We start from the raw sequence: 15075 nt of genomic DNA, 5'->3' as shown, positions 1-15075 counted from the left end.
TGCTACTCACAGGTCTTTAGAGAAATACGATGGAACTGAAAACCCTACTCCTTATCCTCCCCACTTTCTTAATTCCTGGAGAATATGTCCTTCTATTGGAATAACTTACAGATTTATGAATGGTTAAATAATTGTCTATATATTTTTTGTTAATAAAATAATACTTTAATAAATTCGTCAAAGATATTTCTGGTTTTTAAAGAAAAGTCTGTAATAACTGACAATAAATTATGTTATCAAACATTACATACAACTTGAATTTTTGAATAACTCTTGGGAAGATAAACTTTAAGAAAAGACCGCCCACACTTAATTTTGTGGACGGTCTTAATTATTTTAAATAAAATTTTTGATTCGTATCAGCCTTGACATCTGCAACATCCCTTGCTATATTTTAATTAGATGGTGAGCTTCTACCATATTAGTGGAGCCCCAAAAAAGCGGTGAATTTCTACCATAAGTGAAATGCTAAAAAAGCGGCGAGTTTCTGCCATAAAGTGAAAACCTAAAAACGCAAGTTTTTATAAAGGAGTCGGAAATGGCTCCTTTTATTTTTTTTCGGGGTGGTTTATGAAGTTTTATCACATTAAAGATGATTATATCACTTTCTTACGACAATATGATTCCAAGGTATCTGAAAATAAAAATCAGACAAGACCTTATGTTGGTGTAGTCCTTGAGATTAATTCAATAAAATACTATGCACCGTTTTCTTCTCCAAAAACAAAACACAAGAAAATGAAAAATGGAAAGGATTTTAGAAAAATTAATAATGGAATCTACGGAGCAATAAACTTCAACAATATGATTCCTGTGCTAGATGATGTTCTTATTGAAATCGATATTGCTAATATTCAGGATATGAAATACAGACGTTTATTGCAGAATCAGTACAATTTTATAAAGGCCGATGAAAAAGGAATCTTAAAGACTGCGGAGAATTTGAGAAATTTGATTATGCAAGAGGAAAGTAAAATTTCAGAGCATGATAAAATTGTTAAACTTAGATGTTGTAATCTGAAGATTTTGGAAGAGAAATTTAGAGAGTATAAAGTCTAATAGCAAATTGCGAAGCAATTTACTTATTGTAGAAGTTGTAAATCCTGTTGTACAAGGTCTTTTTCGAGCGTTGTAAAAAATCAGAATAACCGGACAACGGTTGAAAATGAAATAGATAAATTGTTATAATCTTTTCATGTTATTTTAACTACGAGGCAAGCCTATTCCTCTTGCCTCGTAGTATATTTACCTCAAGGAGCCCTGTTTATGAACAAAAATAAAATACTAATACTCTTTTCAATCTCGCTTTCGTTACTCCTGTTTTCCTGTACTTCTAAAGCGGGTGAAACGGAATATGGAAATGACGTGCGTTTTTCCAGCGAAAAGAAAACCATTTATTCAGTGCTGAAAAAACACTATGTAGGCTTTGACACAATGGTGGGGCGAGGCTTTACAAAACAAGCATTAGAGCAGACTTCTGATTATGATGAGGTCAGGGCACTTTTTGATAAATGCATAAATGATACACATATTTACATAAACAACAACAATGGATTTGAATATCGCCAGCATCAGCAGTTTGACGAGGATTCCATCAGAAGCAGTGATGCTGACAAGACTTTTATAAAGAAAACAACGACCAATACGTATTACCTGCGGTACAATAGCTGTGATGTAAATTGGGCTGAATATTCCGGTCTGCCGGACTTGGCTTCGGAAGCCGCCGGATACGATTTCATCGTTCTTGACTTTCGCTCGAATTACGGTGGCGGAAACGGTCAACAGTATCTTTTCTTTGATAATCTACGCAAAAGCAGTTACAGTGGAACAATATATGTTACGCAGGATAACTGGAGCTACTCTGCTGGTGAAGTCTGGATTATAGCATATCGTTTCAAAGACAAACTAAAACTCAAGTTGATAGGAACACATTCCGGCGGAATGCAGATTTACGGAAACTGCGTAAAATACAACGAAAACGGAATATATTTCTGGTTGCCAAGTACCTCTTTTGCCACCAACCTACCTGAAAACTACCTAGGAGAAGGTAAAGGATATGAACCTGACATATGGGCAAACAAAAACAATATGAAGGCAGTCCTTGAAAAATTAGGACTAGACCTTTCTGGAATCGTATTTAACTAATTATTTCTCAGCATGGACTAGTCTTAAAAATTCTTTTGGTGTAACAGCAGGAATAGTTGCCTTTTCAAAATCATCAACATTTCGTGTAACGCTATAATCAAGTTTACAAGCGATGGAAGACTGGTGTTGCATAGAGTCTTCGAGGTCATCAAAGGTTTCATTATTTACAGCGGCAATTACATCTGATTTATCCAAAGAAGCCACATCAAAAACATAAAGCAGTTTATTAAAGGTGTTACGGCAGTCTTCGATGGAAAAATCTTCTGTTTCGTGAAGAACGTAAAACATATTTGAGAAAGTGTGAACCGCGATATAACCATCAACAATAGATTGACAGCATTGAAGGACGCGTTTTGAAAGTTCAAAATGCGGTTCGCGAAGCAGAATTACATCTAGCAGAATGTTTGTGTCAATTAAGACTTTCATATTTTCTCCGCATTGTCAATGCTGCTTCTTTGCGTCCGTTAAGGATGATTTCATGTTTTGCAGGACGACCCATTGCAAAAAGTTCATCTAAAGCCTGTTTTGCCTTTGCCCGTTCTTCTGGAGTTTTTGAATTTTGAAGAGGCACATTTTTTCGGGGCATAGATTCTATAAACATGATGACGCTGAGAGTCTGCTCGTCATCTAGAGTATCAATGTAATTAATAGCCTTTTGTTTTAATGCCATTGCTGCCATAATTTGCCTCCTATCTTATGATACTTATAGTATAACATATAAATTGATTTTTGTGGATAGTTTTTCAGTTTAATAACCAATGGGCGGCTGGGTGGGATAAAATAGCAAATTGCTTTAGCAATAAATAATAAAACCGCTATCCGTCCTAACATTAGAGTAGATAGCGGTTTTTTGTTGGCATTTACCTACAAATTGTTTACAGATTTTTGTTACTTTTTATCTTCCTGCGAATAGATGAACTTCTCTATTTCCTTCGCTCCGTCAACCACATGGCGGGCAAATTCCTTGCCGGAGAGCGACTTAATCAGCGAATCAGGAGCGGCCTGTAATGACCGGATGAACACATCCAGAGCTTCTTTGTGCTGACTTTCGGTGTCTAATGTCATTTATTTCCTCCTCTTCTCATTTTCGGATTATTTCAGCCGTTTGTAAAGAGTTAAAATATTTTATTCATTTTCACCTAAAGCAGAAGGTTTATGAGATAAGGAATCTTCACTCCGAATTTAATTTTTAACACCAGCAGAATTATCCTCACCGCTATGAACAATAATAGAATCAGAACTGCCAGAGATATTATTCTCGCCCGGATTTTGAGTTTCGTCTCGTATTCGCTCAATTTCTCCGAGTATTCGCTCAACTTCTGATTCGTATTGCTCAAACAGGTATTCAATCCGTTCAACTCCGTCTGTAATTCCTCTACTTGTCTTGATGATATTTGCAATTCTCTCTCTGCTATCAGCAACTGTTCCGTTAAGTGCCGTGACTGTTGCTTCAAGCCGTCCAGCTGCGAATGAATTTCCGCTGACAACAGTTTGAGCGTCGGCTCGGAGTTTTCCGCATGTGCAGCATCCGGAAAACAACACAGCAAACACAAACAAAAGACAAAAAGAAATAATATTTTTTTTCGCATAATCAAATCTCCTCATACGATTTTCACTCCCCTATTTTTTACGCAGAAATCCAAGAAGCCGCTCCTTGCTTCTAAGTGTGATTCTTGCTCCGTTCTGTTTAAGGCCGTCCTGCTCGAATACAATCAGGTCATTATTGAGTTTACCGAGTACAATGGCAACATGACCGTATTTGTTTTTCTCGCTTTCATCCCATACTGCGACATCACCAGGAATGAATGACTTGTTTGTTATCTTAATGAAATACTTCTTCTCAAGCGGCATTTTGGCGTAATCAAGGAACAAGTCCTTTGCTCCGCCACTTGTGCTGCATGAGCCTGTGTGTTCAGGAATTACAAGGCATTCCTTAGCGTACTGGCGGAACAGATCCACGCACTGCGCTCCATACACGCCGTCAAAATCAACCTTGCAGCCATCATACTTACGTACAAAATCTGATAACTCCATTTTATTCTTCCTCTTTATCTAAGATGCTTAAGCTTCGGCATAAAGGCTTTGGATAGGATTTTGAGATTCCTTAGCCTGTTCTGTGTAGACTTTTCTGATTCGGACCAGTTCACGAATTATTTCTTCAACCCAATTTTTCATTCTTGTCTGGAACTCTGCTGTTTTAAATTCCGTTCTTACAGGGTACGAATAAATCAAAGCACAGATTGTATTCTGTTTGGTCGATACATACGCTTTGTCTGTTGAGATATGATTCTGCGTTATCCATTCCACAAACTCGTCATAAGCATCAGAAAGAATACATTTTGTAAACCAGCCCTCATGTATAAGAGTATGGTCAGGGCAGACTTCCGTTATTTTTCCGATAAGCCCCGAAAGATAAATGCGCGTGAACTTGCATTGTTCGTGTATTATTTTTCTCTCGATATCCGAAGAGATAATTCCATTCCCCACCTGAACATGCTTTGTTTTTATCCGAATCATACCTGTCTTAATCATCACGACTAAAATCAGGAATATCAGAATAATGCTGACGATTGTCTGCAGAGCGTTTGTGCTTGTAAGTATGTTGCTTATTGCTTCCCACATTGTTTTTTCCTCGTAAATAAAAAAGCCAGGACCGACGGAAACTCTAAAGGATTCCGGCAATCCTGGCTTATAGTGTAATTTAGTTTATTTTTTTGAGTGGATACTAAGAGAGCAGTTCCTCAAGCTCGTTTATTTCTGCACGCCATGCCTGGCGTTCCGCAATTTTGTCAGCGTATTCTTTTGTAGTGGCACTGCCCTCTGTAATTTTGGCGGCAATATAATCAGTCTCCGCAAGCTTCTTTTTTAAGGCTGCTATTCTTACCCTCGCATCGTCAGCGGCTTTTTCTTCATCAGTTTTTCCGATGAAGATTTTTCCGTCAATAATCCGGGCAAGACTTCCTGCAGCCTCAAACTCCTCGTCTGAAATCTCCATCTCAGCCTTGCCGATTCCGTCCATTGTCTTCATCGCTTCCATGTCGGTATGATGAATGACAGCTCCATTTTTTCTTGCAAGATATACCATCGCTTGCCTCCTCATGTTTTCTATGCGCTCCGGCAAACGCATGGCTTTAAGTTTTACGCACTCATAAGAGTGTGGTCATATATGAACAGCTCGTTGTAGAGCTTATCCATCCTCTTAAGTTTGTAATACGCATCAAAACGCTTCTTAAAATTTCCACGCCATGACTGGTAGGATATGCGTATGTCAGAAGAGTTCATTTTTCCGCGTTCACAAAGACTTTTGTATTTTTTCAGCTTCCGTCGCATTCTAACTGTTGAATCCCTGCTCGGAAGCCTAATTATTTTTCCTGTTTTAGTAAGTATATAACGACCTTTCAAAAAGTTCACACCCTGAGTAAGCTTTACTATCCGCGTCTTTTTGTCGTGAAGAGTTATTCCAAGTTCAGCGCACAGCTTTTGAATCTGATACAGGCACTTTTTCAAATAGTTTTTGTCGCTGTGAATAAGATACAGGTCGTCCATATAACGACCGTAGTATTTTATACGCAGTTTTTCTTTAATAAAATGGTCTACTTTGTTCGGGAAGAATACAGCGCAAATCTGTGAGACTTCACTGCCAAGACCGAGAGACTTTTCAGGTCCGAAAGCCTGAATGAAATTCCACAAAAGGATCCTGAGTCTTGCATCTTTTATGTGTCGTCCAAGCTGTTTTGCAAGGACTCTATGATCGATGCTGTCAAAATACTTTCTGAAATCAATTAGAAGCGCATACCCCTCGTTTGAGTTTCCGTTGGATCTGTAATAACGCCTGAGATGAGCCGTGAGTCTGTTCAAGGAGAACTGAGTGCCTTTTCCCTTGATAGATGCACCGTTGTCATGTATAAGCGGGCGTTCAAGAATCGGAGAAAGAACTTCCTCACACAGGCATTTTTGAACTATACGCTCTGAAATGTGAACGCTTTTTATATGCCGCATCTTTCCGCGCTCGTTTACGGTGAATTCAACAAAACCACGCCTTACATCTTCTCCGGCAAGAAGCTTTCGTTTCGTTTCGATTACATTTTGGAGAAGATTTGCTTCATACCGTTGAACGCTTTCTTTCCAGGACACGCCGCGTTTTGCCCTCTTGAACGCGGCACACAGTTTGTCAGCATTTGAAACAAGGCTGAAATCATCATAAAAGCCGATTTTAGAGATGCGCTTCTGTTCCCTTTTCTCTTTCCGCCTCTGATAACGAGCCTCGTGTCTTTTGTCGCTCATCAAAAACTCCCATAAAACAAAAAAATCAATTCTGCACGGCATACGGTCAATTATAGACTTATGACACGATTCATTTATCTATGACCGTTCTGCAGTATATGCCGCTTACGCCACCGTGCATGAAACAGCCTTCCGCAATATGGCTGCCATGCATGGACGGTCTCCCGTCCGCGTCCGCACGGGCGTGTCAGAATTACTGTTTGCGGAGGGCATAACGCCAGTCCGCAGGATGTTCCCTCCTTCTGTGTCGAGTGGCTCGGCTCAATGAGCCTGACCGTGTGCCACCTCACGGAATCGGGCGACACTCCACCAGCAGCACTGGCATTGTTGTTGTTGTTGGCATTTCCGTTGTTGTTGACATTGCAAAACGAAACCGCGTACAGGGAACACCCTTTTATATTCAAATTGAATATTACCTTATTTCACAATTTTTTTCTTCGACAAAAATCTGCTCCCACAGTTTATTGTCAGATTTTCTCCAGCCTTTCAGTAAAGTTATCTCTAAATTAAGGGATTCCACATAAGGCAACAATTTTTCTGCATTTATCGGCAATGAATCTTCACAGAACTGAAATTCCTGAATAAGCTGCTGACAGTTGATTATTGCTGCGTTCTGATACCCTCGTCTTTCTGAAAGTCTCTTTTTCTTTTCCTCAACAAGTTTTTCACTGCTTGCATTGATTGTATTTGCCGCCGTAATATTCCAGACCAAATTACGCAATAAAATCCTTATATTCTTTGAAAAATCAACAATATCCTCATCATACCAATCATCTGGAAGTGTCGGATTTATTTTGCTTGCGTTTTTCCTAGAATGAACGCCAAAATCCCTGCGTAAAAACTCCGTAAGTTCCCGCCGCAATTTTCGTGCGTTATGGTAAAACTCCATTTTAGAAAGTCCGCGCTTGCTTTTTAAAACGCTCATAGCTTCCCCAGTTAAAACATATTTTTTTTCGACCCGCTTACGCGGGACAAAAGTATTATAACACATTTCTCTTTTCTTCGCCCCACAAGGGGGCGAGATTTCAAGATTTTCGTGCCGCTACGCGACACAGATAGCGGGCGACACTCCACCAGCAGCACTGGCATGGTGGAGTAGCTGGCACTACCGCCGCAGCTGACATAGCAAAACGAAACCGCGTTATCCTTAAACGGCGTTGCTTCCCACCACCACATTCTGCTTCCGTTGTGCTTTTTAACTTTGTAAATCGCACTATCTTTGTAAGCTGGCCATTGAGCCTGAAAACCACCGTCCCATTCTTCTGACCAGACGTTTGTTCCCCAAATCTCGTGCTCGGTCGGCAAAAATACGGTGTCATCAGCCCACGCCCATGAGCTTTTTGTTGAAAGCAGTCGTCTGACTGTGTAGAGGTAGTTGCCAAGAGCAGCGACAAGACCTGCTTTGAATTTATCATTCAACCAGGAATACAATTCAGAACTAGCATAACCGCCAGTATTTGTGTTTGTCGCATTCATTTGCTTTGTAAGAACACAGTTTCTGAACTGCATTACAACATGGTTCTGTGTATTCTCTGTATCGCCGGCGCCTTTATACACATTCAATCCCATGTTCATCAGGCGAAGATTTTTATAGCTGGCATTCCATGTGTAGGTATTTCCGTCAACAGTAATGCTTGCAAGGTCAAGATAATCGCAGTCACGATACCATGATGTATCTCCAGCCTGTAATCTGTTGTGCATCTCAAGAATACAGCCTTTTGCCTCGGCTTCTGTTGCAGGCGTATCAGAATGCACTGAACGAATTCCAAGAACATCAAGAAGGTTGCGGGCTTTGCTTTCATCAGTCCTTGCAGATGCATACAAATCTGCAAGCAACGCATCTGTCTGAGCCTTAGAGTAAGCTCCCACCTGAGCTGCCGTTGTATTGTGCGGGTTCGATATGTTGCTTTTGTGGTTTGCCAGCTGCTTTACAAGCTCATCACTTGCAGAGCAGTTTGTTCCCGGCGTGATTGTGTCTCCAACAGCGATTTCCGCACTTGCCGTATAGAGAATGTCGTTGTACATAAACTGTTCGCCGATTGCATAGGCGTGAGCAGACTTTTCCGAAGCCTCAACAGGAGCAACTTTTGCCTGAGTGCTTTCAATTTTTTCTTTCAGGTAGCGGGTGCGGTTTGCCAGCTGCTTTGCCTGAACATTGTCGATTCCATCTGCTCCACCCTGGAGTGGGTCATCAATTTCAAGCTGGTAGATGCCGTTCTCCCACTTTGTTTCTTCACTTAAATTTGCCATATTCTATTCCTCCCTTAGAAAATCCAAGTCCAGTGTCCTTCAATGCTGATGTCAGATTCCTTGTAAATCGGATTTTCGCGAACTTTACGGCAAAGGAGCGTTCCATCAGCAGACAGAAGACCAAACTCCATGATTGCCATGCCATTGTTCTCATTTGCTCCGAGTTCCCAGTTCGTCTGGATCTGCCCCATATCAGGATATGAGAATCCCTCGACATCTTTTTTATATGCGCCTGTGATTGCCGTATCGGTAACGACGGGTGCAGTTCCGCTGGTTCCGAACGCAATGCTTTTTATAGGTCTGCCTGTAACATCCCCGGCAAACATTCTGGCAGCCTGATTCCTGGCACCGTTTACGATAAGATTGTGGTCTTCATATTCCTCAATCACTTTGCCGTTTTTTCTTACGGTCATTTTAAAGATTCCTTTTACTGGAAATCTTTCCACTAACTTCTGCATTTTTTATGCCTCCCTGTAATTATATTGCCTCAAGCACTCCGCTTTTCCGCGTTATGCTGCTGTCCCTAGAATAAATACCTATGCGCCAGTACCACCAGCGTCTTCCGATGTTGAAAGAATCGGATACTTCCATTTCATCAGAAAAACCAACGCATCCGCCGTGCATGGCAAGAGGGTCAGAAATTCCTTTGCTCGATCTGTAAACTGAGCTTCTTCTGCGAAGCGTGCCGTTTCTTTTATAGCCGCGCCCGATTCCGTCAGAAATAACGGATTCAAAATCACCTTCCGTACTCTCATCTCTGACAGAAAAAGATTCAGCAATTTTCTGCTTTACATCGTCAAACTCAAAACTGTCGTTTTCTGCCCAGTTTTCAGATGAATCTGCGGTCATAGAGTTCAAAGAAACAAAATCGTTGATTCTGTCACTAGCCCTGTAGCAGACACCGTTACGGTAGAGTTTTCCGTTCCGCCTGTATTTTCTGCCGATATCATCTACAGGATTTGTAACAACAGTTTTCTCATCACTGTCTGAAATCGTCAAACTGTCCGTAAGCTTCTGCTCAACATTGTCGAATGAAAATAAATCACTCAATATCTGCCAAAGGTCTTCAAATTGCCTTTTGTAGCAGAGTTCCATAAGGTCAAGTATTCCCGAATTGTGTCTGACAGGTGTAGTAACAGGCTCGTCAATTCTTACCCTGTGAAGTCCGTTTCTTCTCTGTACAGCACCGTTCCTTAGTTCCTCGCCATTTCTGAATAACGGTACGAAGTGTGTCGGTAATACAGTTACGCCATCACGAAGAACCCGTCCGTCGCGGAATACTGAATTGCGTGGAAAATGTTCGCTCTCAACTCTGTGAACACGCTTTTCGTCGGCTTCATCTATCGGGAATTCCTCCGTCATGTTGAAAATCTCGCGCGTATCATAGGCGATTCCCGCACCAACAATCTGTTTGATAATGCGGTTAAAATCCACAGTATCATTGAAACCATCGTGCAGGATTCTAAGGCCTGCCGGATAATTCGGAACAAGATGCACGGTTTCCGAAGAGAAAAAGAACTTCACGAACTTTATGATGTCCTCTACCGTTCCGTCGGCTGTATTCAGCATTGTCCGAAGCTTAAGATAAATCCTATAGATTCTGTCCGTGCTGCCGTTTCGTTCCTCTCCAAGAATCTTTCCGATTCGGTCAAGCTCTACACCGCTGGCATTGTCGATGTCAAACTGACCGCTCATATCTCGAATATTCTTATCGAGTTCCTCAAGCTGTGCATCATCAAACTCAGCCAGTTTCAGCGTATCGCCGGAACAGAGCCATTGCGGAAAGTGTTTTGGCTTGTTGAATGACGAAAAATCTATCTTTTCCATTTTCAACTTACTACCTCCACACTTATTCTGCTTTCATCAAGGACAGCAATCTCAACCTCTCCTATGCTTATGTTTGCGGCCTGGTATGCGCTATCATCTGGCGGGGTGTCAGGGTCGAGCGTCGCGGCTACCTTTATGTCAGCGTGTGCGATTCCCGGAACTGCATAAACAGGAATACTCAGTCTCTGGAAAATCAAATCTACAGCAACGCCGAGGTTGACGGCACCCCATTCAACAATATTTGACTTAACGGCGTTTGTACCTCCGGCGGGAAATTCCTCTTCGTCATAAAGAGAAAGAACAATCTTAACCCAGATATTCTTGTTCACGGGTCTTGAAAAACCAATCTGCCAGTCAAAGCCCTGACTGTCTTTTACAGTCTGAACAGTATTTCCATAAGCCTGAATACCAGCCGGACCGTTCGCAAATATTGTTTCCGCTATGACCTGAGAATCCCCACCGACAACGACTGCCTCATAGCTTTTCGGTGGTCTTCCGTCTACTTCGATTATGCCACGGTTTGAATATACTTTGGTATAAGTCACGCCAGTCAGCTTTGAAATTGCATTTTCTATCGCTGGCTCCGTACAAGTTGCCTGTTTCTGTCTTGCGGTCATATTCTGTCGGAGTTCAGTGTCGCTCTCTGCATCGCGGCCTGTCACCCCTGTCGCATAGTTCGTTATTGAATCCACCCCAGAAACATTTGAGACCATCTTTGTAAGAGTTCCCGAAGGTGCATAGATTCGACCGGCTTCCTTTGCTGCGAAAACAGCCGGTGTACCCAAAGATTTTATTTCGAGCACGCCTGAAACATCTGCAGAAAAATCTGTAACTCCGTCCGATGCAATAATCCTAAGACCATCGTCTCCGACAGTCTCAGTTGATAGACTATCAGAAAAGCGGGAAGTAACGGCTTCTATAAGTGCGTCACGCAAAGCTTCTTCGGTGTCCCCCTCTTCCGGACTAATTGAAACTGTTACAGTGTTGATAATGAGAGACAAATCATTTACATCAGATACTTTAAGTTCAATTCCGAGAAGAGTGTCTTTTGATATTGTGACAGTTTTCGTAAGCGCAAAAAGTTCTTCCGTTGTTGAGAGCTTTGCCAGTAATCCTTTCGGGACTTCCGTTCCTGGATTTCCCCACAAACATGCAGTCACCTGTGTTTTCTTTGCTTGTTCGCGAGATACATTCACGAACGCTGCAAGCCTGTCAAGAAACATACCGCTTGCGCTGTCCTTGTCTCCAGCATTCCATAAACCTTCCAGCTGTTCCCAAAGAGCCGCAAGTTTTGCAGCCTGATTTCCGACATACGCACCCGCAACACTCTCATCAGATAAGTCTACATCATCACCGAAAGCACTGCGAAAAGCTTCTTTTTCTTCTTCGAGAATAACTGAAAGAGGTTTTATAACGAAACCCACTTCTGTAAGTCCGTACTGTGTTCTTTTCATTCATTGCCTCCAAGTTGTATGTCGTTCATCTCCAGAACCTCGCCGTTATCACACTGAGCAGAGAAACTAACAGTGAACGAGCGAGTTTTCGGGTCAAGATTTGTTTCAAATGATGTCAGTTTCTTAATTCCGCTGGTGCTCGCTATTTTTACACGAATAGCACTTTCAAGAATTGTGCGGTGGCCGTCTTTCTCAAGGCTCCATCCAGGAATATAAGGAATGCCAAGCCGTGTATCGAGATACCACTCACCCTTGAAAAGTGAAAGACAGCAGATAACTTTCTGCTGCATATACTGCAAATATTCCGAAGTCATAGTTATGCCGCGTTTCTTCCAGAGAAAATTGTTTGTTCCAGGTTCAAGCGCAAAATCTTTCATACAATCGTTCCTCCGCCTGTTCCAGAAAGAAACGGACTTTTCAGTGTTACGCTGATATTTCCGGCTTTCAGATAAGAATCAATAGCAGAAGCCATTTCCTGTGCAAAATACTCGTTTCCACCACTGGTCTTTTCGTCCATAGAGCTGAAACAGGCTTTCAGCTTGCTTTCTATGGTCGCCTTGCTTCCGCTGAATTTCCCCTGTGCAGGACCTGAGAAAATACTCGAAGCTCCGCTTGGAGTTGTCACGGTACCTTTTGAAGTCTCTGAAACCGTATCGTTTGCCGAACATGCCTTGTCTATATCCGCCGCCATGTGAGAAGCAAGACCGTTGTTGTCATATCCGGCTGTAAAAGTCGAATACAAATCATCGGCAAGGGAAGAATCATCTATCGTCATAGTTCCAGAGCCACTTCCTGAATAACTTCCGGCAGGTGCAGCTCCTGCATCAGTTGTAGATGTTTTTCCTGTGAGAATGTAGTCTTTTATGTTCTTTGCAACATTGTCAGCCATATAGCGGTCGCCGCTTCCATCTGTGATGTCATTCATAGCGAGAAATGTTGTCTGTAAATCTGCCTGTAATGTTGAAACTACGAGAGCCATTATTCTCCTGCCTCCATGACCTTTCCAAGATCGCTTTTATCAGATCCAAAGTTCTGAGCATCTGTATTGAAATTCTGCTCATCCAGTCCGAATTTCGTGATGTCATCCGGGCTTACATTGTGATTTGCAGGACTTCCAACTGTCTTATGACCTTTTACATTTCCCGCAAAGGTCTTCATGTTTTGTGCCGCAGTCTTCATATCATCAAGAATCTTGCTCATAACGGTGAAGTAATCCTTGCTGTCATTTTTGAAACTAAGCTTATTGCCCTTTACGGTCAGCACGGCTTTCTTCTGTGTAACCTGAATCTTCTCATCATCCATTACGACCGAAGAAATCAAATCACCGTCCGGCTTTGCCTTATGTACCACGCAGAAACCGTCTCCCTCTGCACCGATGAATTCAGAAGGCTGTAAGCCTGGAATTACAATGCAGTCCATAAGGCTGAACCTTCTCGGGTCATTTTCCTCAATTCCGCTTCCGCCTGAATCACGCCATGTGTCAGTTCCGCGTTCCATACAGATGCAGAGAACCTCATCGTCTTTTTCAAGCGGATAGCAGGCTGTGTACTGTTTTGTGCCGGGAAAAAGCACAGGCGCATCAGGAATTACAGGCAAATCAACAAACTCGCCTGACGGCAGTTTCCGCTTTACGCTCGGCTGAATGTCCGCACGACGAGTGTTCTTGTCGTATTTCACGACCACGCCCGGAAAAGCCGTGTGGATATTCGTCATTGAGTAGTCAAAGTTTTCTTTCAACAGCCGTGTAAGTTCGTTCATTACAAAGCCTCCGCCTCGATATCAACACAGAAATCTCCGTTCATGTTGCTTCCCCTGCACTTTGCGCTCTGAATCACAAGTTCGCCTTTAAATGTCGAGGATTCAATGCTTACCGAAGCACCAGGAACAAGCTGAGGGTTCAGTTTCGCTCCGAATACCCAGCGGTTTGGTGCTTCTTCGTTTATATCCTTGCATTCCGTCTTATCACTTAACGGCTGAGGAAGAGTAAGAAGATCCCCGCCCTCTTCAAGCGTAAGTTCGGAGTTTTCTGTTTCCTTTCCCTGCTCGTATATGTACAAGGTTTCGTCCTGCACAGTATAAAAAAGCCCATAGCGGGCAAGCAGTTCTGAAAGCCCGTCCGTTGCCATTCCGATAAAGCAGTATCCGTGCGGATATTTTTCTCCTTCCGGAATTAAGTCCGTTCCCTTATATGCCAGCCCGATTGCATCAAGAAGAGCCTGAGCGACTGTCAGCGCATCAGTATCAGGCGCATAGGAAAGTGACACCATACCGCCCATCACGGCGGTTCGACCGTCATACGCTTCAATCGTTGTCACATAGTCGTTATCTTCATGCGTACGGTTTCCGCAGAGAATGTCGCCCGTGAAAATCGTTCCTATTGCTTCGTCCTTATATCCCGCCCTAAGAAGGATATGTCCGTCAGCTTCGGTAACCTGTGCCGATGTTTCTTTCGTCAGGTTATAAACACGGATAACAGCACGGTTTGCTTCCTTTCCGCAAGTACGCTCTATGTCAAAATCTATGCGCAGGTCTTCAATTTTTACGCTCTCACCGTCCTTTGTCGTAACGGAAAGGCCTACATATCTCTGAAATGCCATTTTCAATCCTCCCCAAAGTCAAAATATCCGAGAAGAAAACGGCTTCCAAAGTTGTCTCTCGTAATCTCTGCCGTTGAAAGGTCGCTCATCTTGTCCATAACAATAAGCATTCCGACCGGAAGTTTTGGAACACTCACCCTATATTTTGAAAGCAGGTCGATTTCAGGAACAAGACAAAGCCCGCCAAGAAGCAGGTTGTCGTCAGAATCAGAAATTGACAGTTGCCATATTTCCTGACGCTCGTTCCATGAAAAATAGAGCTTATAGAGCGAGCCGCCCATCGTTACTTTCTGTGTCCAGCGCGGATATTCATCCGCGTGAGTTTCAATTATAAACCACTCCATACTACAGCCCCGTTTCACTTCTGAACGCAACTCTCTGGTTGTCTGTCATCATTCCGTTTTTCTGCCACTCGTCAGCCCTCTTTGTGATGAAGTTTTCTTTCGGCTGCTCCGTACCGCTCTTCCCTGTATTCGCCGGTGCCAGAGCCTGTTCAGTTGCAGGTGTTGCGGCAGATG

The 15075-nt window shown here is 42.6% G+C and carries 20 protein-coding genes; 2 read left to right on the top strand and 18 right to left on the bottom strand.

From position 1 onward, the window contains the following. Positions 1 to 570 precede the first annotated feature (570 nt). Together Q0N70_RS11890 and Q0N70_RS11885 are read left to right on the top strand one after the other, a co-directional pair. Positions 571 to 1059: a type III toxin-antitoxin system ToxN/AbiQ family toxin gene (locus Q0N70_RS11890; protein ID WP_294017034.1), complete on the top strand. Its 489-nt coding sequence runs from the start codon at positions 571 to 573 to the stop codon at positions 1057 to 1059. A gap of 207 nt (positions 1060 to 1266) precedes the next feature. Next, complete coding sequence (locus Q0N70_RS11885; protein ID WP_294017032.1) at positions 1267 to 2145, top strand: hypothetical protein; 879 nt, start codon at positions 1267 to 1269, stop codon at positions 2143 to 2145. Here the strand turns inward: Q0N70_RS11885 and Q0N70_RS11880 are convergent, their stop codons facing one another. The 18 genes from Q0N70_RS11880 to Q0N70_RS11795 all read right to left on the bottom strand — a co-directional run bounded on the left by Q0N70_RS11880 (position 2146) and on the right by Q0N70_RS11795 (position 14901). Next, the gene (locus tag Q0N70_RS11880) at positions 2146 to 2571 is read right to left on the bottom strand and encodes a PIN domain-containing protein (RefSeq protein WP_294017031.1); all 426 of its coding nucleotides are present in this window, start codon (positions 2569 to 2571) and stop codon (positions 2146 to 2148) included. Beyond that, positions 2555 to 2824 (bottom strand): hypothetical protein, encoded by a 270-nt coding sequence (locus Q0N70_RS11875; protein ID WP_294017029.1) that lies wholly within the window; start codon positions 2822 to 2824, stop codon positions 2555 to 2557. Before Q0N70_RS11875 ends, Q0N70_RS11880 begins: the two co-directional genes overlap by 17 nt. A 209-nt stretch (positions 2825 to 3033) precedes the next feature. Then, the gene (locus tag Q0N70_RS11870) at positions 3034 to 3210 is read right to left on the bottom strand and encodes a hypothetical protein (protein WP_294017027.1); all 177 of its coding nucleotides are present in this window, start codon (positions 3208 to 3210) and stop codon (positions 3034 to 3036) included. A 117-nt stretch (positions 3211 to 3327) separates the two neighbouring features. Beyond that, the gene (locus tag Q0N70_RS11865; RefSeq protein ID WP_294017024.1) at positions 3328 to 3750 is read right to left on the bottom strand and encodes a hypothetical protein; all 423 of its coding nucleotides are present in this window, start codon (positions 3748 to 3750) and stop codon (positions 3328 to 3330) included. Between the two features lie 15 nt (positions 3751 to 3765). Then, positions 3766 to 4179 carry a CHAP domain-containing protein gene (locus tag Q0N70_RS11860; protein ID WP_294017022.1) on the bottom strand — a complete coding sequence of 138 codons (414 nt, stop codon included), beginning with the start codon at positions 4177 to 4179 and terminating at the stop codon, positions 3766 to 3768. Between the two features lie 27 nt (positions 4180 to 4206). Further along, positions 4207 to 4767, bottom strand: coding sequence for a hypothetical protein (locus Q0N70_RS11855; RefSeq protein ID WP_294017020.1), 561 nt, complete (start codon positions 4765 to 4767; stop codon positions 4207 to 4209). 103 nt (positions 4768 to 4870) lie between these two features. Beyond that, a complete protein-coding gene (locus tag Q0N70_RS11850) occupies positions 4871 to 5230 on the bottom strand; it encodes a hypothetical protein (RefSeq protein ID WP_294017018.1) in 360 nt (119 codons plus the stop codon). A 53-nt stretch (positions 5231 to 5283) separates the two neighbouring features. Beyond that, positions 5284 to 6429 carry an RNA-directed DNA polymerase gene (locus Q0N70_RS11845; RefSeq protein WP_294017016.1) on the bottom strand — a complete coding sequence of 382 codons (1146 nt, stop codon included), beginning with the start codon at positions 6427 to 6429 and terminating at the stop codon, positions 5284 to 5286. A 412-nt stretch (positions 6430 to 6841) separates the two neighbouring features. Next, positions 6842 to 7354 carry a hypothetical protein gene (locus Q0N70_RS11840; RefSeq protein WP_294017014.1) on the bottom strand — a complete coding sequence of 171 codons (513 nt, stop codon included), beginning with the start codon at positions 7352 to 7354 and terminating at the stop codon, positions 6842 to 6844. A gap of 11 nt (positions 7355 to 7365) precedes the next feature. Further along, positions 7366 to 8679, bottom strand: a complete 1314-nt coding sequence (locus tag Q0N70_RS11835; RefSeq protein ID WP_294017012.1) for a DUF6273 domain-containing protein — start codon at positions 8677 to 8679, stop codon at positions 7366 to 7368. Positions 8680 to 8693: 14 nt separating this feature from the next. After that, positions 8694 to 9137, bottom strand: a complete 444-nt coding sequence (locus Q0N70_RS11830) for a hypothetical protein (RefSeq protein ID WP_294017010.1) — start codon at positions 9135 to 9137, stop codon at positions 8694 to 8696. Positions 9138 to 9156: 19 nt separating this feature from the next. Then, positions 9157 to 10506 (bottom strand): DUF2612 domain-containing protein, encoded by a 1350-nt coding sequence (locus Q0N70_RS11825; protein WP_294017008.1) that lies wholly within the window; start codon positions 10504 to 10506, stop codon positions 9157 to 9159. Positions 10507 to 10508: 2 nt separating this feature from the next. Further along, positions 10509 to 11960, bottom strand: a complete 1452-nt coding sequence (locus Q0N70_RS11820) for a baseplate J/gp47 family protein (protein WP_294017006.1) — start codon at positions 11958 to 11960, stop codon at positions 10509 to 10511. Next, a complete protein-coding gene (locus Q0N70_RS11815) occupies positions 11957 to 12337 on the bottom strand; it encodes a hypothetical protein (RefSeq protein WP_294017005.1) in 381 nt (126 codons plus the stop codon). Before Q0N70_RS11815 ends, Q0N70_RS11820 begins: the two co-directional genes overlap by 4 nt. Then, positions 12334 to 12939: a hypothetical protein gene (locus Q0N70_RS11810; RefSeq protein ID WP_294017004.1), complete on the bottom strand. Its 606-nt coding sequence runs from the start codon at positions 12937 to 12939 to the stop codon at positions 12334 to 12336. The genes Q0N70_RS11815 and Q0N70_RS11810 overlap by 4 nt, the downstream gene beginning before the upstream one ends. Continuing rightward, positions 12939 to 13718 (bottom strand): Gp138 family membrane-puncturing spike protein, encoded by a 780-nt coding sequence (locus Q0N70_RS11805; RefSeq protein WP_294017003.1) that lies wholly within the window; start codon positions 13716 to 13718, stop codon positions 12939 to 12941. The genes Q0N70_RS11810 and Q0N70_RS11805 overlap by 1 nt, the downstream gene beginning before the upstream one ends. Continuing rightward, on the bottom strand, positions 13718 to 14557 hold the full coding sequence (locus Q0N70_RS11800; protein ID WP_294017002.1) for a hypothetical protein: 840 nt from the start codon (positions 14555 to 14557) through the stop codon (positions 13718 to 13720). Before Q0N70_RS11800 ends, Q0N70_RS11805 begins: the two co-directional genes overlap by 1 nt. Before the next feature lie 2 nt (positions 14558 to 14559). Continuing rightward, on the bottom strand, positions 14560 to 14901 hold the full coding sequence (locus Q0N70_RS11795; protein WP_294017001.1) for a hypothetical protein: 342 nt from the start codon (positions 14899 to 14901) through the stop codon (positions 14560 to 14562). Between the last annotated feature and the right edge of the window lie 174 nt (positions 14902 to 15075).

The organism is uncultured Treponema sp. (assembly GCF_945873775.1).
In the GTDB taxonomy this organism is placed as follows: Bacteria; Spirochaetota; Spirochaetia; order Treponematales; family Treponemataceae; genus Treponema_D.
The sequence above is the reverse complement of the archived record's forward strand: the minus strand, read 5'-3'. Positions and strand labels throughout refer to the sequence as shown.

Excerpts from the sequence above, each read along its gene's own strand:
- Q0N70_RS11800 (WP_294017002.1), bottom strand. The coding sequence starts at position 14,557 with ATGGCATTTCAGAGATATGTAGGCCTTTCCGTTACGACAAAGGACGGT.
- Q0N70_RS11830 (WP_294017010.1), bottom strand. The coding sequence starts at position 9,137 with ATGCAGAAGTTAGTGGAAAGATTTCCAGTAAAAGGAATCTTTAAAATG.
- Q0N70_RS11880 (WP_294017031.1), bottom strand. The coding sequence starts at position 2,571 with ATGAAAGTCTTAATTGACACAAACATTCTGCTAGATGTAATTCTGCTT.
- Q0N70_RS11840 (WP_294017014.1), bottom strand. The coding sequence starts at position 7,354 with ATGAGCGTTTTAAAAAGCAAGCGCGGACTTTCTAAAATGGAGTTTTAC.
- Q0N70_RS11875 (WP_294017029.1), bottom strand. The coding sequence starts at position 2,824 with ATGGCAGCAATGGCATTAAAACAAAAGGCTATTAATTACATTGATACT.
- Q0N70_RS11845 (WP_294017016.1), bottom strand. The coding sequence starts at position 6,429 with ATGAGCGACAAAAGACACGAGGCTCGTTATCAGAGGCGGAAAGAGAAA.
- Q0N70_RS11885 (WP_294017032.1), top strand. The coding sequence starts at position 1,267 with ATGAACAAAAATAAAATACTAATACTCTTTTCAATCTCGCTTTCGTTA.
- Q0N70_RS11795 (WP_294017001.1), bottom strand. The coding sequence starts at position 14,901 with ATGGAGTGGTTTATAATTGAAACTCACGCGGATGAATATCCGCGCTGG.
- Q0N70_RS11820 (WP_294017006.1), bottom strand. The coding sequence starts at position 11,960 with ATGAAAAGAACACAGTACGGACTTACAGAAGTGGGTTTCGTTATAAAA.
- Q0N70_RS11850 (WP_294017018.1), bottom strand. The coding sequence starts at position 5,230 with ATGGTATATCTTGCAAGAAAAAATGGAGCTGTCATTCATCATACCGAC.
- Q0N70_RS11860 (WP_294017022.1), bottom strand. The coding sequence starts at position 4,179 with ATGGAGTTATCAGATTTTGTACGTAAGTATGATGGCTGCAAGGTTGAT.
- Q0N70_RS11890 (WP_294017034.1), top strand. The coding sequence starts at position 571 with ATGAAGTTTTATCACATTAAAGATGATTATATCACTTTCTTACGACAA.
- Q0N70_RS11805 (WP_294017003.1), bottom strand. The coding sequence starts at position 13,718 with ATGAACGAACTTACACGGCTGTTGAAAGAAAACTTTGACTACTCAATG.
- Q0N70_RS11825 (WP_294017008.1), bottom strand. The coding sequence starts at position 10,506 with ATGGAAAAGATAGATTTTTCGTCATTCAACAAGCCAAAACACTTTCCG.
- Q0N70_RS11815 (WP_294017005.1), bottom strand. The coding sequence starts at position 12,337 with ATGAAAGATTTTGCGCTTGAACCTGGAACAAACAATTTTCTCTGGAAG.
- Q0N70_RS11870 (WP_294017027.1), bottom strand. The coding sequence starts at position 3,210 with ATGACATTAGACACCGAAAGTCAGCACAAAGAAGCTCTGGATGTGTTC.
- Q0N70_RS11835 (WP_294017012.1), bottom strand. The coding sequence starts at position 8,679 with ATGGCAAATTTAAGTGAAGAAACAAAGTGGGAGAACGGCATCTACCAG.
- Q0N70_RS11865 (WP_294017024.1), bottom strand. The coding sequence starts at position 3,750 with ATGAGGAGATTTGATTATGCGAAAAAAAATATTATTTCTTTTTGTCTT.
- Q0N70_RS11810 (WP_294017004.1), bottom strand. The coding sequence starts at position 12,939 with ATGGCTCTCGTAGTTTCAACATTACAGGCAGATTTACAGACAACATTT.
- Q0N70_RS11855 (WP_294017020.1), bottom strand. The coding sequence starts at position 4,767 with ATGTGGGAAGCAATAAGCAACATACTTACAAGCACAAACGCTCTGCAG.